29 protein-coding genes are annotated in these 25343 nt (G+C 64.5%); 18 read left to right on the forward strand and 11 right to left on the reverse strand.

Annotation, left to right across the window (positions count from 1 at the left end; translation table 11 throughout):
• Positions 1-19: 19 nt before the first annotated feature.
• Positions 20-1987: a methyl-accepting chemotaxis protein gene (locus IQ16_RS11310; RefSeq protein ID WP_018641617.1), complete on the reverse strand. Its 1968-nt coding sequence runs from the start codon at positions 1985-1987 to the stop codon at positions 20-22.
• A 283-nt stretch (positions 1988-2270) separates the two neighbouring features.
• Positions 2271-3236: a 2-hydroxyacid dehydrogenase gene (locus tag IQ16_RS11315; protein ID WP_018641616.1), complete on the reverse strand. Its 966-nt coding sequence runs from the start codon at positions 3234-3236 to the stop codon at positions 2271-2273.
• Between the two features lie 144 nt (positions 3237-3380).
• Here IQ16_RS11315 and IQ16_RS11320 point away from each other — a divergent pair, with 144 nt between their 5' ends.
• From IQ16_RS11320 to IQ16_RS11340, 4 genes are all read left to right on the forward strand, one after another.
• Complete coding sequence (locus IQ16_RS11320) at positions 3381-3749, forward strand: YciI family protein (protein ID WP_018641615.1); 369 nt, start codon at positions 3381-3383, stop codon at positions 3747-3749.
• Positions 3746-5032 (forward strand): RNA polymerase sigma factor, encoded by a 1287-nt coding sequence (locus IQ16_RS11325; protein ID WP_018641614.1) that lies wholly within the window; start codon positions 3746-3748, stop codon positions 5030-5032. Before IQ16_RS11320 ends, IQ16_RS11325 begins: the two co-directional genes overlap by 4 nt.
• A gap of 189 nt (positions 5033-5221) precedes the next feature.
• Positions 5222-5758, forward strand: coding sequence for an SRPBCC family protein (locus IQ16_RS11335; protein ID WP_018641613.1), 537 nt, complete (start codon positions 5222-5224; stop codon positions 5756-5758).
• 39 nt (positions 5759-5797) lie between these two features.
• Positions 5798-6211 (forward strand): VOC family protein, encoded by a 414-nt coding sequence (locus IQ16_RS11340; protein WP_018641612.1) that lies wholly within the window; start codon positions 5798-5800, stop codon positions 6209-6211.
• A 104-nt stretch (positions 6212-6315) separates the two neighbouring features.
• On the opposite strand, the gene IQ16_RS11345 is transcribed toward IQ16_RS11340, so the two are convergent.
• From IQ16_RS11345 to IQ16_RS11365, 5 genes are all read right to left on the reverse strand, one after another.
• Entirely contained in the window at positions 6316-6666 is a 351-nt protein-coding gene (locus tag IQ16_RS11345) for a hypothetical protein (protein ID WP_018641611.1), read from the reverse strand.
• Between the two features lie 426 nt (positions 6667-7092).
• On the reverse strand, positions 7093-7428 hold the full coding sequence (locus IQ16_RS11350; protein WP_018641609.1) for a hypothetical protein: 336 nt from the start codon (positions 7426-7428) through the stop codon (positions 7093-7095).
• Positions 7429-7689: 261 nt separating this feature from the next.
• A complete protein-coding gene (locus IQ16_RS11355; RefSeq protein ID WP_018641608.1) occupies positions 7690-8127 on the reverse strand; it encodes a hypothetical protein in 438 nt (145 codons plus the stop codon).
• Positions 8128-8248: 121 nt separating this feature from the next.
• The gene (locus tag IQ16_RS11360) at positions 8249-9037 is read right to left on the reverse strand and encodes an SDR family NAD(P)-dependent oxidoreductase (RefSeq protein WP_018641607.1); all 789 of its coding nucleotides are present in this window, start codon (positions 9035-9037) and stop codon (positions 8249-8251) included.
• Between the two features lie 258 nt (positions 9038-9295).
• A complete protein-coding gene (locus IQ16_RS11365) occupies positions 9296-10960 on the reverse strand; it encodes a methyl-accepting chemotaxis protein (protein ID WP_018641606.1) in 1665 nt (554 codons plus the stop codon).
• 319 nt (positions 10961-11279) lie between these two features.
• Here IQ16_RS11365 and IQ16_RS11370 point away from each other — a divergent pair, with 319 nt between their 5' ends.
• The 9 genes from IQ16_RS11370 (at position 11280) to IQ16_RS45100 (ending at position 15773) form a co-directional block, all read left to right on the forward strand.
• A complete protein-coding gene (locus IQ16_RS11370; protein WP_026311780.1) occupies positions 11280-11645 on the forward strand; it encodes a nuclear transport factor 2 family protein in 366 nt (121 codons plus the stop codon).
• 88 nt (positions 11646-11733) lie between these two features.
• Positions 11734-12387 carry a glutathione S-transferase family protein gene (locus IQ16_RS11375; RefSeq protein WP_018641604.1) on the forward strand — a complete coding sequence of 218 codons (654 nt, stop codon included), beginning with the start codon at positions 11734-11736 and terminating at the stop codon, positions 12385-12387.
• Positions 12388-12545: 158 nt separating this feature from the next.
• Entirely contained in the window at positions 12546-12950 is a 405-nt protein-coding gene (locus tag IQ16_RS11380) for a YciI family protein (RefSeq protein ID WP_018641603.1), read from the forward strand.
• 59 nt (positions 12951-13009) lie between these two features.
• Entirely contained in the window at positions 13010-13375 is a 366-nt protein-coding gene (locus IQ16_RS11385) for a hypothetical protein (RefSeq protein ID WP_018641602.1), read from the forward strand.
• A 188-nt stretch (positions 13376-13563) separates the two neighbouring features.
• A complete protein-coding gene (locus tag IQ16_RS11390; protein WP_018641601.1) occupies positions 13564-14304 on the forward strand; it encodes a TetR/AcrR family transcriptional regulator in 741 nt (246 codons plus the stop codon).
• 121 nt (positions 14305-14425) lie between these two features.
• Positions 14426-14917, forward strand: coding sequence for a DUF2852 domain-containing protein (locus IQ16_RS11395; RefSeq protein ID WP_145831466.1), 492 nt, complete (start codon positions 14426-14428; stop codon positions 14915-14917).
• Between the two features lie 257 nt (positions 14918-15174).
• Entirely contained in the window at positions 15175-15303 is a 129-nt protein-coding gene (locus IQ16_RS47260) for a hypothetical protein (RefSeq protein WP_018641599.1), read from the forward strand.
• A gap of 54 nt (positions 15304-15357) precedes the next feature.
• Positions 15358-15612 (forward strand): hypothetical protein, encoded by a 255-nt coding sequence (locus IQ16_RS11405; RefSeq protein WP_018641598.1) that lies wholly within the window; start codon positions 15358-15360, stop codon positions 15610-15612.
• Complete coding sequence (locus IQ16_RS45100) at positions 15609-15773, forward strand: hypothetical protein (RefSeq protein ID WP_018641597.1); 165 nt, start codon at positions 15609-15611, stop codon at positions 15771-15773. Before IQ16_RS11405 ends, IQ16_RS45100 begins: the two co-directional genes overlap by 4 nt.
• Here the strand turns inward: IQ16_RS45100 and IQ16_RS11410 are convergent.
• Complete coding sequence (locus IQ16_RS11410) at positions 15760-16923, reverse strand: acyl-CoA desaturase (protein WP_018641596.1); 1164 nt, start codon at positions 16921-16923, stop codon at positions 15760-15762. The two genes, IQ16_RS45100 and IQ16_RS11410, sit on opposite strands and share 14 nt — an antisense overlap.
• 312 nt (positions 16924-17235) lie before the next feature.
• On the opposite strand from IQ16_RS11410, the gene IQ16_RS11415 reads away from it, so the two are divergent.
• Positions 17236-18003: a serine acetyltransferase domain-containing protein gene (locus IQ16_RS11415; protein WP_018641595.1), complete on the forward strand. Its 768-nt coding sequence runs from the start codon at positions 17236-17238 to the stop codon at positions 18001-18003.
• A 7-nt stretch (positions 18004-18010) separates the two neighbouring features.
• Here IQ16_RS11415 and IQ16_RS11420 read toward each other — a convergent pair whose 3' ends face one another.
• From IQ16_RS11420 to ggt, 3 genes are all read right to left on the reverse strand, one after another.
• The gene (locus tag IQ16_RS11420; protein WP_018641594.1) at positions 18011-18529 is read right to left on the reverse strand and encodes a DUF2231 domain-containing protein; all 519 of its coding nucleotides are present in this window, start codon (positions 18527-18529) and stop codon (positions 18011-18013) included.
• 238 nt (positions 18530-18767) lie between these two features.
• Positions 18768-19055, reverse strand: a complete 288-nt coding sequence (locus IQ16_RS11425; protein WP_018641593.1) for a hypothetical protein — start codon at positions 19053-19055, stop codon at positions 18768-18770.
• Between the two features lie 173 nt (positions 19056-19228).
• Positions 19229-20965, reverse strand: a complete 1737-nt coding sequence (ggt, locus tag IQ16_RS11430; RefSeq protein ID WP_018641592.1) for a gamma-glutamyltransferase — start codon at positions 20963-20965, stop codon at positions 19229-19231.
• 622 nt (positions 20966-21587) lie between these two features.
• Between ggt and tolQ the strand changes: the two genes are divergently transcribed.
• Genes tolQ through tolB form a run of 4 tightly spaced genes read left to right on the forward strand, consistent with a single transcriptional unit; the run spans position 21588 to position 25152 of the window.
• Positions 21588-22304, forward strand: a complete 717-nt coding sequence (gene tolQ / locus IQ16_RS11435; protein ID WP_018641591.1) for a protein TolQ — start codon at positions 21588-21590, stop codon at positions 22302-22304.
• A gap of 43 nt (positions 22305-22347) precedes the next feature.
• Positions 22348-22800, forward strand: coding sequence for a protein TolR (gene tolR / locus IQ16_RS11440; RefSeq protein WP_018641590.1), 453 nt, complete (start codon positions 22348-22350; stop codon positions 22798-22800).
• Between the two features lie 4 nt (positions 22801-22804).
• Positions 22805-23764 (forward strand): hypothetical protein, encoded by a 960-nt coding sequence (locus IQ16_RS11445; protein WP_018641589.1) that lies wholly within the window; start codon positions 22805-22807, stop codon positions 23762-23764.
• 23 nt (positions 23765-23787) lie between these two features.
• Entirely contained in the window at positions 23788-25152 is a 1365-nt protein-coding gene (gene tolB, locus IQ16_RS11450; RefSeq protein WP_026311778.1) for a Tol-Pal system beta propeller repeat protein TolB, read from the forward strand.
• Positions 25153-25343 lie beyond the last annotated feature (191 nt).

The following is a 25343-nucleotide window of genomic DNA, read 5'->3' on the forward strand; positions in this document are numbered from 1 at the left end:
CGCGCCAGCTTTCGTCTCGCTACGCCGCGCGGATCTGCGCCAGGAACCGGTCCACCTCATCCCGCAGCCGCTGCGACTGCTTCGCCAGCTCGATCGCCGAGCCCAGCACTTCCTCGGCGGCCGTGCCCGTGGCTGCGATGCCGTCGGTGACGCCCGCGATGTTCTGCGAGACCTCGCCGGTGCGGGCCGCGGCCTGCTGGACGTTCTGCGCGATCTCCTGCGTGGCCGTACCCTGCTGGCCGACGGCGGCGGCGATCGCCGCGGAGATCTCATCGACCTGCTGGATCGTCGCGCAGATCGACTGGATGCCGTCCACCGCGCCACTGGTTTCGCCCTGAACGGCCGTCACCTGTGCGCCGATCTCTTCCGTCGCCTTCGCGGTCTGGGTCGCCAGTGCCTTCACTTCGGAGGCGACCACGGCAAAGCCGCGGCCGGCTTCGCCCGCGCGCGCCGCTTCGATCGTCGCATTGAGCGCCAAGAGGTTGGTCTGTCCCGCAATGCCGTTGATGAAGGAGACGACGTCGCCGATCTTCTGCGCGGCGTCCGCAAGGCTCTGCACCCGCGCATTCGACTGCCGACCGTCGCTGGCGGCCTTGCCGACCACCTCGGTCGCATGCGCCAGCCGCCGGCTGATCTCGGTCATCGACGAGGACAGTTCTTCCGCGGCCGCCGCCACCGTCTGCACGTTCTCCGAGGCGAGGGCCGAGGCCGACGACACCGTGCGGGTCTGCTCACGCGACTGCGCGACGATGGCCGACATCGAGCGCGCGGTGTGCTCCATCTCGACCGCTGCGGCCGACACCGTGGTGACGACGTCGCGGATGCTGGCCTCGAAATTGTCGGCGAGCGCAGCGAAGGCGCGGCCCTTCTCGGCTTCGGACTGCGCCTTGGCCTCGAGCTGCTCGGCCTGGAGCTTCGCAAAATTCACCGCATTGTCGCGGAACACCGCGACCGCCTTGACCATGGCGCCGACCTCGTCATTCGCCTTGCTGACGGGCACGGCGACGTCGAGACGCCCGTCCGCGAGCTCGCGCATCACTGATGTGATCGACAGGATCGGCCGCGAGATGCTGCGGGCAATGAGATAGCCGACGATTGCGGCAAGCACGAGCCCCAGTGCAGCGATGCCGATCGCAAGCATCCAGGCGCGGTCGGCGGACGCCTCGTAATCGGCATTGTCCATCACGAGCTCGACGGCGCCGAGCGGCTTGCCGGAAAAATCCTTGATCGGCCCGACCAGCGCGGCGACCGGCATATTGTCGAGCTTGGCCTGCCGCACCGTGAACTCGCCGCCGGTGGCGCGGCTGTAATCGGCCGCGTCGAAGAAGCTCTTGCCCTTCAGCGTTCCGCCGAACAGCTTGAAGCCCGAGCCGTCGGCGAGATGGAAGGCGACGTCGACACGGCGGTTGGTCTTGAAGTCGTCGAAGAAGGGCTGGCCGAAGGTCAGGCCGAATTCGACTGAACCGAGATGCTTTGCCCCTTGCGCGATCGGCACCACGCCGCGGATGCCGAGACCGGCGACGCCGCCCTCGAGGCCGACCACGACCTTGCGGTCCTGGTTGGCGACGACCACGGTCTTGCGGAAACCGGAGAGGTCGTCGCCGAATTTGGCGGGCTGGTGCACGCGCAGGAACGAGGTCGCCGGCGGCACGTGGAACTGAAACTGGTCGACGCCGTAGTCGGACTTGATGGCGGCAAACACCGGCCCGAACAGGCGCACCAGCGCCTCGCGGTCCTGCTTTGCCATCGCCTCCTGCGTCGCCGGCATTGCTGCCACCACGGCGCTCATCGCGGCGGCGCGTTGCGATTCCTCGGCGATGCGCGATAGCAGGGCGTCGTAATGGCTGCGCAGCTCGCGCTGGTCGGCGCGGTCGATGATCCCCGCGATGATCCACATCGCGCCGAGCACCGCGATCAGCGCCGTCGCCGCCGCCGTCACCGCCAGCGCAACCGTGATCCGCATCCTGAGGCCGAGGCTCGCCCGCATGTCCGACTCGTTGTTTGAGCGTTGGTTAAGAACGCCTATCAACTTCTCGCTAAGAGAGGGTGAACGGGACGGGGGAGCGCGGTGGTTGTGGGGTGGTGGCCGCCGGCCAAAAGCACAGCTGTCGTCCCCGCGCAGGCGGGGACCCATAACCACAGGGAGAAGTTTGGCGAAGATTGGTGGTTCGGTACTGCGACCATCCCCAACGATAAATCACGCGGTATGGGTCCCCGCGTGCGCGGGGACGACAGCGATTATGAGGCGCCGTCGTGCGCCTCTCGGGGCCTCAATACCCCCTGACCCGGTCCACCACGTTCTCCAGCGCGCGGCCCGCCTCGAAGCTCGCGATCTGCTCGGCGACGTAGGCCGAGATCGCTTCCGCGTCGGTGTCGGCGGCGTTGTGCGGGGTCAAGAGCACCTTGGGGTGGGTCCAGAACCGGCTGTCCTTCGGCTGCGGCTCCTGGACGAAGACGTCGAGCGAGGCGGCGCCGAGCGTGCCGTCATCGAGACAGGCGAGAATGTCGGCTTCGTTCTGCAAGCCGCCGCGGCCGGCATTGATCAGCACGGGTGCACCGAACGGGCCCTTGCGGTTGAGCTTGGAGAAGACGTCGCGGTTGAGGATGCCGTGCGTATCCGGCGTCAGCGGCAACAATGACACCAGGATGTCGGTCTTGCGCAGGAAGGCGTCCATGCCGGCAGTGCCATGGAAGCATTCGACGCCCGCGATCGCGCGCGGGCTGCGGCTCCAGCCGGTGACGCGGAAGCCGAGCCGCCGCAGCACGTCGGCCGCGTCCGCGCCGAGGGTGCCGAGCCCCATGACACCAACAGTGACGGCGCTTGCCGGCCACTGATATTTCGGCTCCCAGCGCTTCTCGCGCTGCGAGTCCCGCAAATACAGCTCCTGGCGGTGGTGCATCAGCACGTGCAGCACGACATATTCGGTCATGCGGTTGGTGAGGTCGGGCACGGCGACGCGGACCAGCGGCACGTCGGGCAGGCTCTTGTCGGCCATCAGCGCATCGACGCCCGCGCCGAGATTGAAGATGGCCCGAAGGTTGGGGAAGGAGCCGAGATCGCCGGGCACCGGCTTCCAAACCGCCGCATAGTGCACCTCGGCCGGATCGAGCCCGGGATCGGGCAGCAGCACCACGCGGCGGCCGCCGCAGACCGCATCGAACCGGGCCTTCCAGCGCTCCGGCAGCCAGTTCTGCTGCGTGCTGTTGATCAGGACGGCGAGTGTGCCCATGGTCATTCGAAGTGCCTCATAAGGTTCCGCTTTTGGAGGCTCTCCTTGGCACGATCTGCCGGATTTTTCTTGCAAAATTTTTCCGCAGCCCTGTCGGGGCAGGGCATAGTGGATCGTCTTCAGAACAAGAGGTCGGGGAAGGTACTGCCCATGCTTTATGCGATTCTTTGCTATCACGATGAGGACTTCGTCGGCTCCTGGAGCAAGGAGCAGGACGAGGCCGTGATGAAGAAGCTCGCGGTGGTGCAGGACAAGCTGACGCAGCAGAGACGACTCGGGCCGGTGGCGCGGCTGCTGCCGACCACGGCGGCGGCGACCCTGCGCAAGGAGGACCCGCCGCTGGTGCTGGATGGTCCCTATGCCGAGACCAAGGAGCAATTGCTCGGCTTCTACATCGTCGATTGCAAGAACCTCGACGACGCGCTCGACGTCGCGCGCGAACTGGCTGCGGCCAATCCCGGCGGCGCCTATGAGGTGCGTCCCGTCGGCGTGTTCCGGCCCGGAGGAAACCTGACGTGAGCGAGACCGAAACCGCCTGGATCGAGACTGCGCTGACCTCGGCGCGACCCCAGGCGGTAGGCGCGCTGCTGCGCTATTTCCGCGATCTCGACACCGCCGAAGAAGCCTTCCAGAACGCCTGCCTGCGCGCGCTGAAAACCTGGCCGCAGAACGGGCCGCCGCGCGATCCCGCGGCGTGGCTGATCATGGTCGGCCGCAACGTCGCGATCGACGAGGTGCGCCGGACCCGCAAGCAGCAGCCGCTGCCCGAGGACGATCAGGCGATCTCCGATCTCGACGATGCCGAGGGCGCACTCGCCGAGCGGCTCGACGGCTCGCATTATCGCGACGACATCCTGCGGCTGATGTTCATCTGCTGCCATCCGCAGCTGCCGGCGACGCAGCAGATCGCGCTGGCCTTGCGCATCGTCTCGGGCCTCACCGTGAAGCAGATCGCCCGCGCCTTCCTGGTCTCGGACGCGGCGATGGAGCAGCGCATCACGCGCGCCAAGGCGAAGGTCGCCGAGGCGGGGACACCGTTCGAGACGCCGGGCGCAATCGAGCGCTCCGAACGGCTCGCCGGCGTCGCGGCGATGATCTACCTGATCTTCAACGAGGGCTATTCCGCGAGCGGCGACACCGCGGCGATCCGCACGCCGCTGTGCGAGGAGGCGATCCGCCTGGCGCGGCTGCTGCTGCGGCTGTTCCCGAGCGAGCCGGAAATCATGGGACTGACCGCGCTCATCCTGTTGCAGCATGCACGCAGCGCCGCGCGCTTTGCCGCGGACGGCTCGCTGATCCTGCTGGACGATCAGGACCGCTCGCTGTGGAACGGCACCATGATCGCGGAGGGGCTGGCGCTGATCGACAAGGCGATGCGCCATCGCCGCAGCGGGCCGTACCAGATCCAGGCCGCGATCGCCGCGTTGCATGCGCGCGCGGCAACGCCGGAGGAGACCGACTGGGCCCAGATCGACCTGCTCTATGGCGCGCTCGAGGTGATGCAGCCTTCGCCCGTGGTGACGCTCAACCGCGCCGTCGCGGTCTCCAAGGTGCACGGGGCCCAGGCCGCGCTCGACCTGATCGAGCCATTGGGGCCGAAGCTTGCCAACTACTTTCACTTCTATGGCGTGCGGGGCGCCTTCCTGATGCAGCTCGGCCGCAATGACGAGGCTCGAATCGCCTTCGACCGCGCCATCGCGCTGGCCAACACCTCCGCCGAAGCCGCCCATATCCGCATGCATCTCGACCGGCTGATCCGGGATAGCCAGCCGAAGGCAAAGGAAAGCGCGAAGGTGAAGTGACGGCGATTCTCGTCATTCCGGGGCGATGCGAAGCATCGAACCCGGAATCTCGAGATTCTCAGGTGCGCAATTGCGCACCAGAGTTCGGTCCTGCGGACCGCCCCGGAATGACGCTGAAATAATTCCGTTTCCGTCGTGTCGGCCCCAGCCATCCTCCTTCGTCTTAATCCCATATCCAGGGAGCCACTTATGCTGAAAGCCATTACCGTCATCGCCATCGTTCTCGCCGTCGGCATCGCCGGAGTCCTCGTCTTCGCATTGACCAAACCGGACACGTTCCGCGTTGAGCGTTCCCTCGCCATGAAGGCACCGGCCGCCGCGATCTATCCGCAGGTCGCCGATTTCCGCTTCTGGACCAGCTGGTCGCCCTACGAGAACCGCGATCCCGCAATGAAGCGCACTTACGGTGGAACAACGCAGGGCAAGGGCGCAACCTACGCCTGGGACGGCAACAACAATGTCGGCGCCGGCCACATGGAGATCCTCGAGGCGAATGCGTCGTCAAAGCTGCGCATCAAGCTCGATTTCGAGCGACCCTTCGAAGGCCACAACACCGCCGAGTTCACCTTTGTGCCGCAAGGCGATACCACTCTGGTCACGTGGGCGATGTACGGTCCCGCCCCGTTCATGTCCAAGGTGATGCAGGTGTTCATCAACATGGACAGCATGATCGGCAAGGATTTCGAGACCGGCCTTGCGAGCCTGAAGAAGCTCACCGAGAAATAATGAACCTCACTGCCCAAGGAAGAGAAGAGGAGAGAAACGATGCTCAATCCCTATCTGTTCTATCAGGACACCTGCGAAGCGGCGTTCACCTATTACGCCAAGGTTCTCGGCGGCAAGATTGACGCGATGATGCGTGCATCCGAAGCGCCGCCGGACATGCCGGCTGCACCCGGCCGCGAGAAGATGATCATGCATGCGCGGATGTCGCTGCCAGACGGTAGCGTCTTGATGGCCTCCGATGCGCCGGGCGAACATTTTCACAAGCCGCAGGGCTTTTCGGTATCCCTGACGATCAAGGATGTCGCGGACGCCGAGCGCAAGTTCAACGCGCTCGCCGACGGCGGCACCGTCACCATGCCGTTCAGCAAGACGTTCTGGGCCAAGGGCTTTGGCATGTGCGTCGACAGGTTCGGCATTCCCTGGATGGTGAATTGCCCGGCCGAGGGCATGTGACAGAAGCGGTCGCCTGACACGCCCGGCGGCGCGCCCTTTCGATCATTGCGGGGCAGGGCGCGCCCAGGCTGGGCACGTCATCCGGCGGCCGGCCGGTATGTCTCTCACCGGATTGATCCGGTCACGTCTTCACCGGACGGCGAAGGCTGAACGCAGCGCGGACAGATCACGAGCTTGGTGCCGAGGGTCCTGTCGTTCTCCGCTTCGATCTCGTCGTGGACCGCCCACCACGCCTCGGAGTACGGACGCAAGGTGGCGAGCACCTTTTCCCGCTCCTGATTGGGATTGTCCTGCGCAGGTGCGGGACTGGCGGCGCGCCGCTTTGTGACGTGAGTGCGATTCGGATCCTTGCCGAGGCCGTCCCATGCGATCGGACGACGCTCCTGCGCCGGTGCGACCGCGCACCCCATGAGCGCTGCGCAAAAAGTGAGCAAGAAGAAGCCGTGTCGCATCATGCCGGGCCTTTGGAGCGGTACGCGACACGCAAATTCCGCTTGGGAAGTATCGCATCGCGCCAGTTAAATGGAACTTAAGGGAAACGACGGCCGGCATGGCCGAATAAGGGATCATGATCTCGCATCACTTTGCGGGAGCAGTGAGGCCGCTTCGTGGAGAGGTGCGGCCCGCATCGCACAACAACTGGCGCAATAATAGGCTGTGAACTCAGCGTCAGAATCGCTAATCATTTCTTCATAAATTCTACAAACTGGGATGGGCGTGACTTGGAAGGGGAGCGACCGATGGCAGCGGCGCTACAGATCAACTTTGCACTCTGGGGTATGCTCATCTGCGCGAGCATGGAACTGGCGCAGATGATCCAGCGGTTCTTCTAGAACCGACGAAGCGTGGGACCGGCGCAATGTCGCCGGCGCGCTTGCCCGTCAGCTCACGAGCAATGCGATGAGCGTGAAGCTGACACTTGCGATGACGAGCATCGAGACGATGTAGTTGCGCGGTCGTGCCGTCCGGGAGGGCGTCGGTCGCCGCGGCTCGACGCCGTGCCGGTCGGGTTGCGACGGCGCGAGCGCGGCGTCTGCGCCCGAGCCGACATATTTCACATAGAGCTCGAGCAGCCGCAGCTCGGATGCGAGGTCCATCAGGCCCTCGCGGTCGCGTCGCGACAGCAATTCGAACTCGACGGTTTCCTCGGAGCTCAGTTGACCGAGGACGATCCGTCCCTGGTCCGACAGCCGGTAGCGAAAATCGATGGGTTGCATGGCGTGCGACCCGCTTGAAAATGAGCAATCTTGAAAAGGCAAAACCATACTAGTCTGTGACCACCGCTGAGATTGTGACGCCGCCGCGGCCTCAGTCTGGCCAAATTCATCATAGTCAGCAGGGAAAAGCTGCAAACCGCGTAAATTGTGCAGCCATTGCAAAGCGCTTGAGCGGATTCAGCGGCCGCGAAGGGGGATTTTCACCGAACTGCCTAATCGCCGGACAGTGGCGGGCTGATCGCGGTCACGCGCCGCCGGGCGTCACCGGCAGCGCGGATAGATCGCGGCGAGGTCGCGCCCCTTCAGCAGCAGCAACCGCGAGGTGAGACCGCCGCGGCGGCTGATCCAGTCGCGTACCGGGCCGGGATAGGCCGCCAGCACCGCGTCGGATGCTTCCGGCTCGGCATAGATGCGCCCGCGCCGGTCGATCGAACGCGCGGCGTGGAAGCCGAGCACGGCGCGCCTCGTGACGCAGATGCGCTCGCCCGGCACGATGCTCAGCACCAGCGTGCAGGCGGACAGGCAGGGACCGTCGATCACCACGCGCTCGCCGCTCTCGCGCACCTTCTCGAACAGGTCGAGGAACGGTCCCACCTGTCCCCCCGGCGACTGGATGATGCGGATTTCGGCGGCAGCGGGCGTGGCGGCGACGAGCGCGGATGCGAGCATCAGGGCTTTGAGGGAGGTGACGCGTCCCATGAACTCTCCACCAACTCGGTTTCGTAGGGTGGGCAAAGCGTAGCGTGCCCACCGTCGGCACGGCAAATCCGGAGAAGGTGGTGGGCACGGCGCTTAGCGCCTTTGCCCACCCTACAAGGTTTTACCCGTTCCGCCGTTGCCCGCGCAGCGTCGGCAGGCCGATGCCGGCCGCATCGAAGCCGCCATCAACGGCCAAAATTTGGCCGGTGATGTAGCTCGATCGTTCCGAGCACAGGAAGTAGATCGCTTCCGCGAGTTCCTCTTCGAGACCGTAGCGGTTGAGCGGAATGGCGTCGTGATAATCGGCGCGGATCTCTTTGGTATGCACTTGCTTGGCCATCGCGGTGTCGACCGGACCGGGCGCGACCGCGTTGACGCGGATGTTGAGCGAGGCAAGCTCGACTGCCAGCTGCTTTGTCAGGTGCGCAAGGCCCGCCTTGCTGGTGCCGTAGGCCGAGCGCAGCGTCGAGGCGCGCACCGCCGAGATCGACGTGATGTTGACGATCGCGCCGCCGTCGCTGTCGCGCATCAAGGGCACCGCGGCCTTGGTGCAGAGGAACGGGCCGGTGAGGTTGACCTCGAGCACGCGGCGCCAGTCGGCGTCCGACGTCTCCATCAGCGGCGCGAACACGGCGATGCCGGCATTGTTGACGAGCGCGTCCAGCCGGCCGAAGCGCCGCTCGATCGCCGCCATCGCGGCGCCGACGGCGGCCGCGTCGGAGACGTCGCAGGTCAGCGCCAGCGTCGCCTCGTCCTGGCCGATCTCCGCGACCGCGCGGCCGAGCAGCTCGCCCTCGATGTCGAGCAGCGCCACGCGCCAACCCTCGCCAAGGAACTTCTTCGCGGTCGCAAGCCCGATGCCGCGCGCGGCTCCGGTGACGAGGGCGACTTTTTGTGGGGCTTGCGGCATGGGCTGGTCTGTCCTTCTGGCGGAAACGGAAGCCGCACGGGCGGCCAGCGCCTTTTACTTCGCTTTCGTTCCGGCGAGGAAGGGCTTTTGCAGGTGGAGCTAGGCGCCCACGCGTTTGAACCGTCACCCTGAGGCGGCCGCTTCTTCAGCGGCCCTCGAAGGGCGACGGCCACAGGCCGGGCCGATTCATCCTTCGAGGCTCACCGTGCTTTGCACGGTGAGCGCCTCAGGATGACGGAGATGGACGGAAGTCGCGCCTTACGCCAGCTCGGCCGAGGCACGCTGCATGTTGGTCGACATGTCCTCCGTCACGATGCTCTGCTCCTCGACCGCCGCGGCGGTGGAGGCGATGAACTCGTTGACGGCAGCGATCGCGACCTTGATCGCGGTCAGGGAGGTCGCGACGTCGCCGGAGATGCTGTTCAGCGCGTCGATCTCGGTCGTGATCGTATCGGTCGCCTGCTTGGCCTGATTGGCGAGGCTCTTCACCTCGGAGGCGACCACGGCGAAGCCGCGGCCGGCTTCGCCCGCGCGGGCCGATTCGATCGTGGCGTTGAGCGCGAGCAGGTTGATCTGGCTGGTGATGCCGGAGATCATCTCGACGATGCCGCTCATGGCCTGTGCGGCCGCGGTCAGCTTCTGGGCCTGGAGGTCGGCGGATTCGACCCTGGTGGTCGCGACCTTGGACGTCTCGCGCGACTTCGCCATGGTCTCGGCGATCTCGCGGATCGAGGCGCTCATCTCTTCGCTGCCGGCCGCGACCGCGTCGATCAGCCCGCGCGCATTGTCGGCCTTCTTGCGGCCGATCGCCTGCGCGGTGATGTCGGTGGCGTATTTCACCACCTTGTACGGCTTGCCGTTGAGGTCGAAGATCGGGTTGTAGGAGGCCTGGATCCAGATCTCGCGGCCGCCTTTGGCGATGCGCTTGTATTCGGCGGCCTGGTATTCGCCGCGGTTGAGCGTCTCCCAGAACTGGCGGTAGGCGGTCGAGTTCGTCTCGCTCGGCTCGACGAACATGGAATGGTGCTGGCCCTTGATCTCGGCCAGTGCATAGCCCATCGCCTTCAGGAAGTTCTCGTTGGCGGTGCGGATCGTGCCGTCCATGTTGAACTCGATCACCGCCTGCGACTTCTGGATCGCGGCGAGCTGGCCGTCATTGTCGGCCGCCTTCATCTTCTGCGCGGTGACGTCGGTCGCGAACTTCACCACCTTGAACGGCTTGCCGTTCTCGTCGAGGATCGGGTTGTAGGTCGCGAGAATCCAGACCTCCTTGGCCCCCTTGCCGAGCCGCTTGTATTCGGCTGCCTCGAACTCGCCGCGGTTCAGCTTGGCCCAGAACGCAGCATAGGCCGGGCTCGCGCGGTCCTCGGGCGTCACGAACATGGAGTGGTGCTTGCCCTTGATCCCGTCGAGCGAATAACCCATCGCGCTCAGGAAATTCTCGTTGGCGGTGACGATGGTGCCGTCCATGTTGAACTCGATCACGGCCTGCGCGCGATTGATCGCGGCGATCTTGCCGGAATCCTCCATGGTCTTGATCTTGTACGCGGTGATGTCGGTGGCGAACTTGATGAAGCTGACCACCTTGCCGTTCCCGTCGCGCAGCGGCGCGTAGGAGGCGTGGACCCAGACTTCCTTGCCGCCCTTGCCGAAACGCTTGTACTGCGTGGTCTGGAACTCGCCGCGGTTCAGGCTGGCCCAGAAGTCGCGATAGCGGGCGCTCTCGCGCTCCGCCGGGCTGACGAAGATGCTGTGATGCTTGCCCCTGATCTCGGCGAGCGTGTAGCCGCTCATCTTGAGCAGGTTCTCGTTGGCATCGAGGATGGTGCCGTCGAGATCGAATTCGATCACCGCCTGCGACCGGTCGAGCGCCTCGACCTCTGCGATCGCATGTCTGACTTTCTTGCTTTGAAAATTGAACACGTGAGCTCCGCAATGTTTTTCGGTGGCAATTGGGAGAATCTGTTTCCCCTCAGGGAAAAAGTTGCATGCTCTTCTTGAGCATCTGTAAACCGCAGGAAAAACCTGTCTCGGCTCCGAAGCTCCACGTGCGTTTGCCATGTCTTTCAACTGACAGGCGTTCCCGTTTCATGTGCACGGCGAAGTTCATAGAACGGGGCCGTATTTGTACGGAATGCATGCGAGTTATTTTCCGCGTCGTGTTGGCGCAGTCCGCGTGCGGTGTCGGCACGGCCGTTCGGGAATCGTCTTGCATCAGGGGATGCTTGCCGCGGAGACGGTGATGTCTGATGACCATGAGCGTGTGATCCGGAACCTGTTTGCTGCCTATATCGCCAACGACCGGCAACGGGTGAGCGATGCGCTCGCCGACGACTTCCGCTTCACCAGCCCGTTCGACGACGACCTCGACAAGGCGGCCTATTTCGAACGCTGCTGGAGGGACACGGGCTGGATCGCGCGGCATGACATCGAACGGATCTTCGTCCGGGGTGACGAGGCCTTCGTCACCTATTGCTGCCTGGCAAAGGATGGCAGGAGCTTTCGCAACACCGAGTTCTTCACCTTCGCCGGCGGCAAGGTCCGGCGCATCGAGGTCTATTTCGGCGCCGCCCGGCAGGATGGCCGTTTCCTGCCGCAGCCGCGCTAGCGCGGCGCGATGACGTCCCAAATAATTACCGTCATCATGTCGGCTGTATAAAACCTCGTTCGTCTTGAAGGGGATATCAGGAGGAGCCATGTCCCTGACACTGCATTTCCATCCGCTGTCGTCGTTTTGCTGGAAGGTGTTGATCGCGCTTTACGAGAACGGCGTGCCGTTCACGCCGAATCCGGTCGACCTGGGTAATCCCGCCGAGCGTGAGGCCTTCCTGAAGCTCTGGCCGATCGGCAAGTTCCCGGTGCTGGTGGATGCCGAGCGGCGCGAGACGGTGCCGGAGTCGAGCATCATCATCGAATACCTCGATCGCCACTATGCCGGCCCCACGCCTCTGATACCGACGGACCCGGACCGCGCGCTGCGGACCCGTCTGTGCGACCGCCTCTATGATCTCTACGTCCACATGCCGATGCAGCAGATCGTTGGCGATCGGCTGCGGCCGCACGACAAGAGGGATCCGTTGGGTGTGGAAGCGGCGCGAGGTCGCATACGTTCAGCCTACACAATGTTCGATCAGCGGATGGCGACCGGACCTTACGCGACGGGCGAGGCGTTCACGCTCGCGGACTGCTCGGCGCTGCCCGCCTTGTTCTATGCCAACAGGGTCGAGCCGATCGGCACTGACCGCCCCAATATCACCAGCTATCTCGAGCGGCTGAAAGTACGTCCATCGGTGATGCGGGTCTTGAGAGAAGCCGAGCCCTATTTCGGGATGTTCCCCGAGGAGGGGTGAGATTTCCCCGCTGTTGCCCGGCTGCCGGTCTTATTGCGTCGGGGACCTCCGCAAACATTTTTTCTGCGGCATGTCGGTTCCTCGGGCGTTCATTCGTCTTGAAGGCGAGGGCAGGCGGCCCGCCGCTGCTCCTCCCGACAGTGAAGGTAGGGAACACCATGCGATTCATGATGCTGATGATCCCGCTCGGCTACGAGAGCGCGCCGGCGGACGTCCAACTCGATCCCGAGCGCGTCTCCGCGATGATGCGCTACAACGAGGCGCTGAAGGATGCCGGCGTGCTGATCACGCTGGACGGCCTGCATCCGCCCTCGATGGGCGCGCGCGTCTCGTTTGCGACCGGCGAGCCTGTCGTGACCGACGGTCCCTTCGCTGAGGCCAAGGAAGTTCTGGGCGGTTACTGGATGATCGACGTCGCCTCGCGCGCCGAGGCGATCGCGTGGGCCAAGAAGTGCCCGGCCTCGTCGAACGAAATCATCGAGATCCGGCAGGTGCAGGAGATGAGCGACTTTCCGCCGGAGGTGCAGGCCGCCGCCGCCGGCTTCGACGAACTGAAGCAATAGTCACAGCGGCCGCGGATACATTCGCGGCTGCCGTCAATCGATCAACAAGGAGAGAACTGATGAGCACCGAACACAAATTCCTCGCCGTCTATCTCGGCAGCGTGAGCGGCGAAAAAATGAAGGCCTGGCACGCGATGCCCGAGGCGGAGCGGAAGGCCCGGGAGCGCGAGGGCATGGCCGCCTGGACCGGCTGGGTCGAGAAGCACAAGGACGTCATCGTCGAGATGGGCGGCCCGCTCGGCAAGACCCGCAGGATCGACGCAAGCGGCATCACCGAGATCAGCAACGCGCTGACCGGCTTCACGGTGGTGCGGGCCGCCTCCCAGGAGGACGCTGCAAAGCTGTTCGAGAACCACCCGCATTTTGCGATCTTCCCGGGCGAGGCGATCGAGGTCATGCCCGTGCTGCCGATTCCGCAGATGTAGGCTCCGTGGATCGTCATTCCGGGGCGATGCGAAGCATCGAACCCGGAATCTCGAGATTCTCAGGTGCGCAAGCGCGCACCGTAGTTCGATGCTTCGCATCGCCCCGGAATGACTGCGGAAAATACGGGTTAATCAAACCCGGCCTGCGCTAGTGACCTTCACGCCCAGCTCATGTAAAAGCCGTTCACATGAGCTGGCGCAAGGAGCAGCGCCGCGCCGAGCGCGGCTATCACCACGGTAATCTGAAGGAAGCCCTGTTGCAGGCCGCCCTCGGGCTGATCGCCGAGAAGGGGGCGGCCGGCTTCACCTTCGCCGATGCCGCGCGCATGGCCGGCGTCAGCGCCGCGGCGCCCTACCGGCATTTCCGCGATCGCGACGAGCTGTTGTCCTCGATCGCCCAGCGCGGCTTCGAGCAGTTCGAGGCGCGCCTCACTGCGGCCTGGGACGACGGCCGACCCGACACGGTCACCGCGTTCGAGCGCGTCGGCAGGGCCTACCTCGCCTTCGCCCGCGAGGAGCCGGCCTTCTACAACGCGATGTTCGAATCGGGCCTGCCGGTCGATGCCAATCCGGCGCTGCAGGCCGCCAGCGAACGTGCCTTCAACATCATCCGCGCCGCCGCCGAACGGCTTGCTGCGCTGGCCCCGCCCGGCACGCCGCGCCCGCCGGCGATGATGATGGCGCTGCACATCTGGTCGATGGCGCATGGCGTCGCCTCGCTGTTCTCGCGCGGCGATGCCGCGCGGCGAAAGCTGCCGATGTCGCCGGACGAGCTGCTGGAGGCCGAGGTCCTGATCTATCTGCGCGGGCTCGGCTTCCCGACCGACCGCAGGCCGCCGACCAAGGGCGCCGAGCCGCCGCCGGTGCCGCCGGAGGCCTCCTCCGGTTCGGGCGTGCCGCCCGGCGGTCCCTGGGGCAAGCCGAAATAAAGTTGCGCAAATAATTCGCCCGGCCTGTCAGGCGGCCAGCTTGACAAAATCGCGGGATGGTCTAGCTATGTAAATGTTATTTACATTCACAACGGCGCTGGTGCCGTGATGGAGATGGGAAATGGCCTACACCGCTGATGTCAATCGATGGCGCGGCCCTTCAGATCAATACCAACAGTACGAGCGTCCCCGCATGCTCGACACGCCCTGGCATCCCGGCTGGATCGCCGTGACCATCCTCGGCTTCATCATCTGGTGGCCGATCGGACTTGCCCTTCTCTTTTTCACACTCGGGAGCAGAAGAATGTCGTGCTGGAGCAATCAGGACCGCTGGCAGAACAAGATGGAGCGGATGCAGTACAAGATGGACCGCATGCGCGACCGCATGGATCGCCGCGGCTTCGGCTTTGGCTTCGGCCCGCCGTCCTCCGGCAACCGCGCCTTCGACGAGTACCGCAGCGAGACGTTGCGCCGGCTCGAGGAAGAGCAGGTCGAGTTCAAGAACTTCCTCGACCGTCTGCGTCACGCCAAGGACAAGGAAGAGTTCGACCAGTTCATGGCGCAGCACAAGACGCGCCCGACCCCGCCGCCGACCGACCAGCAGCAAGGCTGATCTGAAGGTTCTTAACCTCTCAAAGCCTTCAGGCGCATGCCCCCAAAGTCCTGATGGCCCCGAGCCGCCCGTCTGCGCAACCCGCAGGCGGGCGGTTTGGTTTTTAACCTCTCCCCGCTTGCTCAGCGCGAGCGAAGCTCGTCGCGGCCCGTAGGAACGGGGAGAGGGAGTAGATTGAGTCCCCGAACCGTCACACGGTTCACCGACACCAAAGACGCACGGATCTGCGCACCCGCCTGCTGCTTGGTATCACCGCATTGGCGGTGCTCGGCTATGTCAGCGTCGTCTATGGCAGCTGCGCGCTCGATCCCGATTGCCATTTTCGCCTCTGTGCCGGCGGGCGCTCGCTCTGTGGCGTCGATCACGCACATGTGCAGGACCGCTAGAACCGATTTCGCGCCGGGCCCGACCAAGCCCTGACAGCGCCAACGGGTACCGCCATGACGAATGAAGGCAAGGAGATCATCCAGGACACAGCGCTATTTGAGCGCGCGGCGACGCTGTTCGTTCGGTTCGGGGACTATATTCCGCTGACGATCGCATTCCTCAATCATTGGCCGACCGAGATCAAGTTCTATCCCGAATTCGTGGTCGGAAATGCCTGGAAGGTCTTTCTCAGCCTCGGCCTCTATCAACTCGCCGCGTTCGCGCTGCGGCGCGCCGTCAAGTTTGCGACAGCGGAGCTTGCCCCATGATCCTGCTGCGCGATTTCGCACTTTACGTGCTGCCGGCCCTCATCGCGGCGGGCGGCTGGCTTTATGCGCTCAGCCTGCGCAGGCGGGCGCGGCCGGGCCGCGCGCGCGAGGGCACGCGTCCCGGCGGCAGCAGCGGCGCCGAAAAGTTCAGCGCACCGTGACGAGCTGCGCGCGAACCGACGTCAGGAAGTGCTCGTAGGCGTGGTCCACGATCTCGTTGAGTGAGCGCGTTCGCGCGAACATCGCCCTGGCCTCGGTGAGAAACTCGTCGCGGGTCGGGATCTTCGGCAGGTGCAGATGCGTCAGCGCATCGACGCCTTCGTGGGCGCGATTGAAGATGTCGTGCAGCGTCGGCAGTTGCAGCTGGGCGAGGTCAGCGCGGTGCAGCGCCGACGAGATCGCGTGCGCCAGCGCGTGAGCATCGAACCGTCCGGCGAGCTGCCGGGCCGCCCGATTGATGACGCGCGCGCCGAGCGGCTGCTCGTTGCGCAGCACCAGTTCGGGCGGCGCCTTCATGTTCCAGACAATGCCGAACCAGGACAGGACCTTCAGGATGTAATAGGTCACGTCGACTTCCCACCAGCGAAAGCCTTGTCGCACGCTGCTCTGGTAGGCGTGGTGATTGTTGTGCCAGCCCTCTCCCAGGGTGAGCAACGCCAGCAGCCAGTTGTTGCGGGAATCGTCGCCCGTCACGTAGCGCTTGCGTCCATGCACATGGGCGAGGGAGTTGATGCAGAAGGTCGCGTGATAGACCAGCACCGTGCTCCACAGGAAGCCGACGACCAGACCCGACCACCCCGCACCTGCGAAGCAGAGCGCTGCAAGCACAACGGCCGGCAGCAGCTCCAGCCGATGCAGCCACATCAGCTCCGGATAGACCGTGAGATCGCCGACTTTCACGAGATCGGTCTCGTCGTGCTCCCGATAGAAGATCCAGCCGACATGGCTGTACAGGAAGCCGCGTTGGCGCGGTGAGTGCACGTCCAATTCGGTATCGGAATGCAGATGATGGTGCCGATGCTTGGCCGCCCACCACAGAACGCTCTTCTGTGCGGTGCTTTGTGCGAGAACGGCCAGGACGAACTGAAACACCCGGCTGGTGGCAAAAGCCTTGTGCGAGAAATAGCGGTGGTAACCTGCTCCGATTGCGAACATGCGCACGATATAGAGTGCACCGCAGATCGCGACGGCCTCCCAGGTAATGCCCGACCAGATCGCGGCGAAGCAGCCGAGATGAACCAGCACGAACGGTATGGCGGAGGGGTACATGACGTCGTCGTGATGGTCGTCGGCGGGAGCGTTGGGCGACATGCTTCGGTGTGACCTCGAGTGGGGGATCTTGGAATTTGTCTCGGCAGCGCAGGAGGACGCCGGGTATGAAAAACCCGCGGATGGCGGACCACCGCGGGGGCTGGGACAGGATGCCTTGCGCGTACATCCCCGGCCGAAGCAGCGTCGGCCGAAACGCGATGGACTATATGGTTGCCGGTGCCTGGCATGCAAGCTCGTAGCCTCACGGGGACCTGCGGCATGTTGCGAGGCCTGTCACCTATGCCGCCGGCACGGCGTGGCGCGCGGGCTGCCCACGGCCTATATTCGACAGGTGAGAAGGAAGGGGCAGCGATGATGGCAGCTGCGACCACGGCGAGCGACAGTCTCTGGCAGGACATACGCGATGAAGCGCGGCGCGCGATGGCGGCCGATCCCGTCTTCGGCAAGTCCCTTGCCGATACAGTCCTGATCCATGGCGATTTTGCTGCCGCCCTGGCCGATCTGATCGGACGCAGGCTTGGCGGCTCCGCAGCGGAGCGGGCGCGTTTCACCACCTTTTCCCTTGACGCCTTTCGCAGCCAGCCGGGCCTGATCGAGACCGCCAGCCGCGACTTGCAGGGCATCGCGCGTCGCGATCCCGCCATCGCCGAGCTGTTGCCGCCACTGCTGCACTACAAGGGCTACGTGGCGCTGCAAGCCTGGCGCGTCTCGCACTGGCTCTGGCATCGCGGGCAAATCGATGCGGCGCTGCTGTTCCAGAACGAGGCCTCGAACGCCTTGCAGGTCAGCATCCACCCCGCCGCCAGCATCGGATCGGCGGTCTATCTCGACCACGCCACCGGCATCGTGATCGGCGCGAATGTGGTGATCGGCGACGAGGTCACCATCCTGCAGAACGTCAGCATCGGCCGTCACAGCGAGCTGCCGGCGCGTTCACCCCGCATCGGCCGCGGCGTCTACATCGGCGGCGGTGCGACCATCCTCGGCGACATCGGCATCGGCGATTTCGCCAAGATCGGCGCCGGCACGCTTCTGACGTCGGACGTTCCCGCCGGCTGCACCGCGGTCGGCAATCCCGCGCGATTGACCAACTGCCCAGAGCCGGCCTCCGCGGCTTGAACCGCCATCAGGCGGCGCGGCGATGGCTCTCGCCGCCATGGGGCGGCGTGACCGGCTCCGAGCTGGTCTGGCCCGGTGCATCCAGCACCGCAACGTGATAGCGATAGACCATCTCCCAACCCTTCCATCCCGTGAACAGCAGGATGCCGACGACGATCAGCGACAGCACCACGCCCCAGGGCTTGATCGCGGCCTCGCTGCCTTGCGTATAGCGCAGATAGAAGTTGACCAGCGCCAGCACCACCGCCGCAAGATTGCCGACCATGTGGTACCAGGCATCGTTGAGACGGCGGATGCGGGGCTCATTCAGGAAATCGGTAAAGCCGGCCGCGGCGGCAACCAGCGCCATGACGATGCCGGCGCCGATCAGCCACATTGCAGCCCTGGCCCAGAAACCGTCGCCGGTTCCAATAAAGGCCAGATCGGCAATGGGCGCGCCGACCAGAAACGCCACGGGGAACGGGATGATCATGGGGTGGAGCGGATGGTCGCCGATGGCGGCCGTCGTCTTGGGGTTGATGCTCATGGCAATGCCTCGCCGAAAGTGATTTTCCGGACAATTTTTGGGGCGGGGGCTGGTTCCTAGCGACAGAGTGACAGCCTTCATGCCGTGCTTGCGGAGGCGGTGATTGCCGCGCGGCAAATTGCGCTTCCTCCCCCCTTACGGGGGCAGGGCAGGGGGAGCCCAGTGACTGTAGGGTGGGCGTAACCCACCCTACGCACTCGAGGGAGAAGTGGTGAGGCCTTAGCACTTGCCTCGCCGATCAGGCGGCAGCCTTGTTCTTGATGGCTCCAATGATCGCGGTGAGTATCGCCCCGCCGGCGCCACCGGCGACAACTTGTGACACGATGCCGCCAACGCTCAAGTTTCCAGATTGTGCCGCGGCCATGATGGACGGAAGCAGCAACGTAACGACCTGGCCGAGCACCCCGCCGCCGACCAAACCCGAAATGATGTTTCCGGCCATTCCGAGATCAAATGTCGGCGAAGACTTGCCCGCGCCAACTCCACCAAGCGCGCCTGAGACGAGGTTGATCAGAATCTGTTCCATGCGGATTCTCCCGTACGAGGTCGTCGGGCAGCTCGTCAGCCACTATAATCGATTGCCTGCGAGCGGCCCACTCCCGCGTTGTCAGGCGGCCCGCAAACAAAGCCAATAGAGTGTGTTGCCGATCGACCGGTGAAATAAACCCTCGCGCGTGGCACAAGCTGCATAGCGACGGCTCAATACCCGGCAGCGAGCCCCGAGTTGCGGCGCGGATCGTTGGCGCCATAGTAGCGGTTGTTGCCGACTTGCTTGCCGCCAAGCGACGGCGCGCCCACGATGATCACCGCCAGATGGTTGGCCGGCTGCGGCGGGCCGAATTTGTGGCCCATGCCCTCCAGAATCTTCTGCGTGTCAGGCGACAGCGCATAATTCTCGGCGTTGGTGATATCGGGCAGCCACTGCTGGTGGATGCGCGGCATGTCGACGGCTTCCTGCGCGTTCATGCCGTAGTCGATGGCGTTGATCATGGTTTGCAGCACGGCCGTGATGATGCGGCTGCCGCCGGGCGTGCCCACCACCATCACCGGCTTGCCGTCCTTGCTGACGATGGTCGGGCTCATCGAGGAGAGCGGCCGCTTGCCGGGCGCGATGGCGTTGGCCTCACCCTGCACCAGGCCATACAGGTTCGGAACGCCAACCTTGGCGGTGAAGTCATCCATTTCATCATTGAGCAGCACGCCGGTCTTTGCCGCCGTGACCTTGGCGCCGAACCAGTCGTTCAGCGTGTAGGTGACGGACACCGCGTTGCCGTCCTTGTCCGCGATTGAATAATGCGTGGTGTTGCTGCCCTCGTGCGGCGCGACACCCGGCTTGATGTCCTTGGAGACGCCGGCCTTGTTCGGGTCGATCACGGCGCGGATCTTGGCCGCGTAGGCCCTGTCGAGCAGGCGGTCGAGCGGATTCTTCACGAAGTCGGGATCGCCGAGATAGCTGTTGCGGTCCACGTAAGCGTGCCGCATCGCTTCGATCTGCACGTGCGTCGCAGCTGCGGAGTGATAGCCCAGCTCCTTGAGCGGATAGCCTTCCAGGATATTCAGGATTTCGCAGATGATGACGCCGCCCGAGCTTGGCGGCGGCGCGGAAACCACGTGATAGCCGCGATAGTCGCATTCGACAGGTGCGAGCTCGCGCGTCTTGTAGCCGTCGAGGTCGTCCTGCGTCAGCAGGCCTTTGCCGGCCTGGCTGGATGCCACGATGGCGCTGCCGACCCAGCCCTTGTAGAAGCCGTCGGTGCCCTTGCTGCTGATCTCGCGCAGGGTTTTCGCCAGCTCGGATTGCATCAGCCTGTCGCCCACGCCGAATGGCTGGCCGTTGTTGAGGAAGATGGCGCTGGATGCCGGGTCATCCCTAAAATCGTCGGTTGCCGTGCGCAGCAGGTCGATGTCGCCCTGGTCGAGCACAAATCCCTGTTCGGCGAGCTGGATCGCGGGCGCGAGCAGGTCGGCGCGCTTCATGGTGCCGTATTTTTCGCGCGCATATTCCATACCCGAGACGGACCCCGGCACGCCCACGGCCAGATGCCCCTTGGTCGAGATGCCCTTGATGACGTTTCCGTCCTTGTCGAGATACATATTGGCCGTCGCCCCCTTGGGAGCCGTCTCGCGGAAATCGAGGAAGGTCTTGCGGCCGTCGGCGAGCTGAATCGTCATGAAGCCGCCACCGCCGAGATTGCCGGCCGCCGGATAGACGACGGCAAGGGCATAACCTACGGCCACAGCAGCATCGACAGCATTGCCGCCGCGCTTGAGCACCTCGACGCCCACCTGTGTCGCCAGATGCTGCGCGGACACCACCATGCCGTTTTCCGCGGCGACCGGCGCAACCGATGCCGCGCGCGCGGGGCTGGATGTGACGAGGCAGATCGATACGACCGCGGCGGTCATCCACCGCACATTCGTTTGTGGTTTCGGCATGGGGAGTTCCTCAGGGCTGGCCGATGATGTCGGCACGTTGTTGTCCGCGAACGGACCCTATCAGCTCGCGCCCGCGGAGGGAGCATGAGGATGAGGTGACGCGCGATGGCGAAGGGGGAGGGAACCTGTCTTGCTCGGGGCACGCGGAACTCTCGTGCCCCGGACGCAGCGCAGCGTCTCTTTGACGATGCGCTGCTGAGCCGGGGCCCATCCCGCCGCAGGGGGGCGCTGCATTCTGGTCCCGGCTCTGCACCGCAACGTTGGAACGTTGCGGTGCGTCCGGGACACGGACCGGGCCTTCCCGCGGCCCCATCCCCCTGCGCCGCCTGCCTTTCCCGCAGCCAAATTCGCCGGCGGTAACCCCGCATTAACCATCGGCGGGCTCTGGTAAGGGTGGACAGGCGTGCCCGGAGCCCGAAGTCAAGGCCTGGGGTCAAGGCCCCTTAGTTTTGACATCTTGGCAGGGAATGCAGGCGGCCGGCTTTGGACGAGCCCTGCACCCCAGAAAGACAAGGCTTTGAGCGGGCTTGCCGGCTGCGCGGTTGGCGCGGCGGTTGGGGAACCGGCGGACATTTACCGGCCGTGACATGAGGTTGAAGATCGCCTTGAGAGGATACTGCTTATGAATCCGGCCGACGTGGCTCAGTCAGCCCTTCCGGTTGCCGCTTCCGCGGACGTATCGCTGATCGCGCTGTTCTGGCAGGCTCACTGGATCGTGAAAGCGGTGATGCTGGGACTTCTGTCCTGCTCGGTCTGGGTCTGGGCGATCGCCATCGACAAGATCTTCCTGTTCGCCCGCACCCGCCGCTCGATGGACCGGTTCGAACAGGCCTTCTGGTCCGGCGAGTCGATCGAGGAGCTCTATCGCACCCTCTCGGCCAAGCCGACGCATTCCATGGCGGCCTGCTTCGTGGCGGCGATGCGCGAGTGGAAGCGCTCGTTCGAGAGCCACGCCCGCTCGGTCGCGGGCCTGCAGATGCGGATCGACAAGGTCATGAACGTCTCGATCGCCCGCGAAGTCGAGCGGCTGGAACGCCGCCTTTTGGTGCTCGCCACCGTCGGCTCCGCCGGCCCCTTCGTCGGCCTGTTCGGCACGGTCTGGGGCATCATGTCGAGCTTCCAGTCGATCGCGGCGTCGAAAAATACCTCCCTTGCGGTGGTGGCCCCCGGTATTGCCGAGGCGCTGTTTGCGACCGCGGTCGGCCTTATCGCCGCCATTCCTGCCACTATTTTCTACAATAAGTTCACTTCCGAGGTGAACCGGCAGGCCCAGCGGCTCGAAGGCTTCGCTGATGAATTTTCAGCCATCTTGTCCCGTCAGATCGACGAGCGGGGCTGACGGACGGCATGTATAGTGTGAAGGGCAATTTGGGCACGCGATCATGGCCATGAACGTTGCGAGTTCGTCCGGCGGCGGCGGGCGCCGTGGCCGGCGCAAGCCCGTCGTGGCCGAGATCAACGTCACGCCGATGGTCGACGTGATGCTGGTGCTGCTCATCATCTTCATGGTGTCGGCGCCGATGCTGACGGTCGGCGTGCCGCTCGACCTGCCGCAGACCCAGGCCAAGAGCCTCGAGAACAACGACCAGAAGCCGATCCAGATGTCGGTGGACATCAAGGGCAAGGTGTTCATCAACGATGCCGAGATCGCGATCAACGATCTGATACCGAAGCTGAAGGCGATCACGGACGCGCGCGGCGGGCTCGAGGAGCGCATCTATCTGCGCGCCGACAAGAAGGCGGATTACGGCACGGTGGCCAAGGTGATGGGCCTGTTGTCCGGTGCCGGATTCAAGAAGCTCGCCCTCGTCACGGAAGCGGATCAGGGGTCCTAAGCCGGTGAAGGTGAACGTCGACAAGACACTCGTTGCGTCGATTGCCCTCCATGTCCTCGTGCTGGGATGGGGCCTCGTCACCTTTAGCAGCAAGGCCTACATCGCGCCGGAGGAGTCGCTTCCGGTCGACATCATCTCCACCGATCAGCTCGCCAAGATGATGGCGGGGCAGAAGACCGGCAAGAAGGAAGAGCCGAAGCCCAAGGTCGAGAAGATCGCCGAGGCCAAGCCCGAAGAGGACGCCGTCGGCAAGGTCACCGAGAAGAAAGAGCTGATCAAGACCAACTCGACGCCGGAGCCGCCACCGAAGCCCGTCGAGAAGCCGGTCGAGAAGAAGCCTGAGCCGCCGAAGCCGGTCGCCGAGGCGAAGCCGAAGGAAGAGCCGAAGCCGCAGGAAAAGAAGCCTGATCCGGCCAAGGAAGATCCGATCGCCGAGCTGCAGAAGAAGCTGGATACCAAGAAGCCGCCGCCGAAGCCCGTCGAGCAGAAGGTCGCGGCCGTGCAGCCGCAGCAGCGGCCGAAACCGAAGGAGCGCAGCTTCGATCCCGCGCAGATCCAGCGCGATCTCGACAAGCGCGCTGCGACCCGCCACGAGCAGACCGGCTCCGCATTGAATGCGTCAGCGTCGCTGGGAGCGGCGACCGGGACCGCGGCCAACAACGTCGCGACCTGGCGCGGTGCATTCCAGGGCGCGGTCAAGCGCTGCTTCACGCCCACCTATAACGGCCAGGACGCCGATCAATACGAGGCCGACATCGACATTCCCATGAAGATCGATGGATCGCTCGCATCCGAGCCCATCGTCGTCGCGGTGAGGGGACCGTCGCGGTCGATCGCCCAGGCGGTTGCCGAGAGCGCCAAGCGCGCCATCGTGCAGTGCCAGGTCTATTCGTTCATGCCGAAGCAGCAGTACGAGAGCTGGAAGCTCATTCCGATGACTTTCGGCCTGAAAGATATGTTGTGACATCCGAACAAAAGAATTTTGCAATGAATGACGCCCGATCGATCACCCGCCGCCGCTTTATGACCCTCACCGGATCGGCGCTCGCCATGCTCGGGGGCGGACATGCGTTCGCTCAAGGCCAGCCGCGACTGCGCATCGATCCTACCGAATTCCAGCCGATCCCGATCGCGATCTCCGGCTTTGTGCCGGGCTCGCCGTCCGACGGCGACGTCGGCAACGGCGTCACCCAGGTCATCACCAACAACCTGAAGCGCTCGGGCCTGTTCGCACCGATCGATCAGGCCGCCTTCATCGAGCGCATCAGCAACATCGACGTCGCGCCGCAATTCCAGAACTGGAAGACCATCAACGCGCAGGCCCTCGTCACCGGCCGCATGACGCGGCAGCCGGACGGCCGCCTCAAGGCCGAATTCCGCCTGTGGGACGTGGTCACCGGCCAGCAGCTCGCCGGCCAGCAATATTTCACGTCGCCGGAATATTGGCGCCGCATCGCCCACATCATCTCCGATCAGATCTACGAGCGCATGACCGGCGAGAAGGGCTATTTCGACAGCCGCGTCGTGTTCGTCGACGAGACCGGGCCGAAGGAGCGCCGCGTCAAGCGGCTCGCCATGATGGACCAGGACGGCGCCAATGTGCGCTACCTGACCCGCGGCTCCGACCTCGTGCTGACGCCGCGCTTCTCGCCGAACTCGCAAGAGATCACCTACATGGAGTTCGGCCAGGGCGATCCGAAGGTCTATCTCTTCAACATCGAGACCGGCCAGCGCGAGATCGTCGGCAACTTCCCCGGCATGACCTTCGCGCCGCGCTTCTCGCCGGACGGCCAGCGCGTCATCATGAGCCTGCAGCAGGGCGGCAATTCCAACCTGTTCGTGATGGATCTGCGCTCGCGCTCGACCACGCGCCTCACCGACACGCCGGCGATCGACACGTCGCCTTCCTATTCGCCGGACGGCACCCGCATCTGCTTCGAGTCCGATCGCGGCGGCAGGTCGCAGATCTATGTGATGGCGGCGGGCGGGGGACAGGCGCAGCGCATCTCCTTCTCCAAGGACGACACCAACGCCAGCTATTCGACACCGGTGTGGTCGCCGAAGGGCGATTACATCGCCTTCACCCGGCAAGGCGGCGGGCAGTTCTCGATCGGCGTCATGAAGCCCGATGGCAGCGGCGAGCGGCTGCTCACCTCGGGCTTCCACAACGAGGGCCCGACCTTCTCGCCGAACGGCCGCGTGCTGATGTTCTTCCGCGATCCCGGTGGCAACGGCGGACCGTCGCTGTACAGCGTCGACATCTCCGGCCGCAACGAGCTGAAGGTGCCGACGCCGGGCTTCGCCTCAGACCCGGCATGGTCGCCGCTACTGTCCTCGACTGCTGGCCAATAAATCGCGTGTTCAGACGCGCGATGTTTCCGAAAAAAAGCGCCGATTTTTTCGCGTTCGGTGGGGAAAGCAAGCTTTCCTTCACCTTGTGCGCGGCAACGCTTGCCTAGTTGCTTGATATTTCAGCAGAATCGAGTTCGCAATTGCCGAAAAACAACTCGACTTTAACGATGTTCCCTCAGAAAGGCTTCACC

This window comes from Bradyrhizobium huanghuaihaiense (genome assembly GCF_007830635.1).
Classification (GTDB): domain Bacteria; phylum Pseudomonadota; class Alphaproteobacteria; order Rhizobiales; family Xanthobacteraceae; genus Bradyrhizobium; species Bradyrhizobium huanghuaihaiense.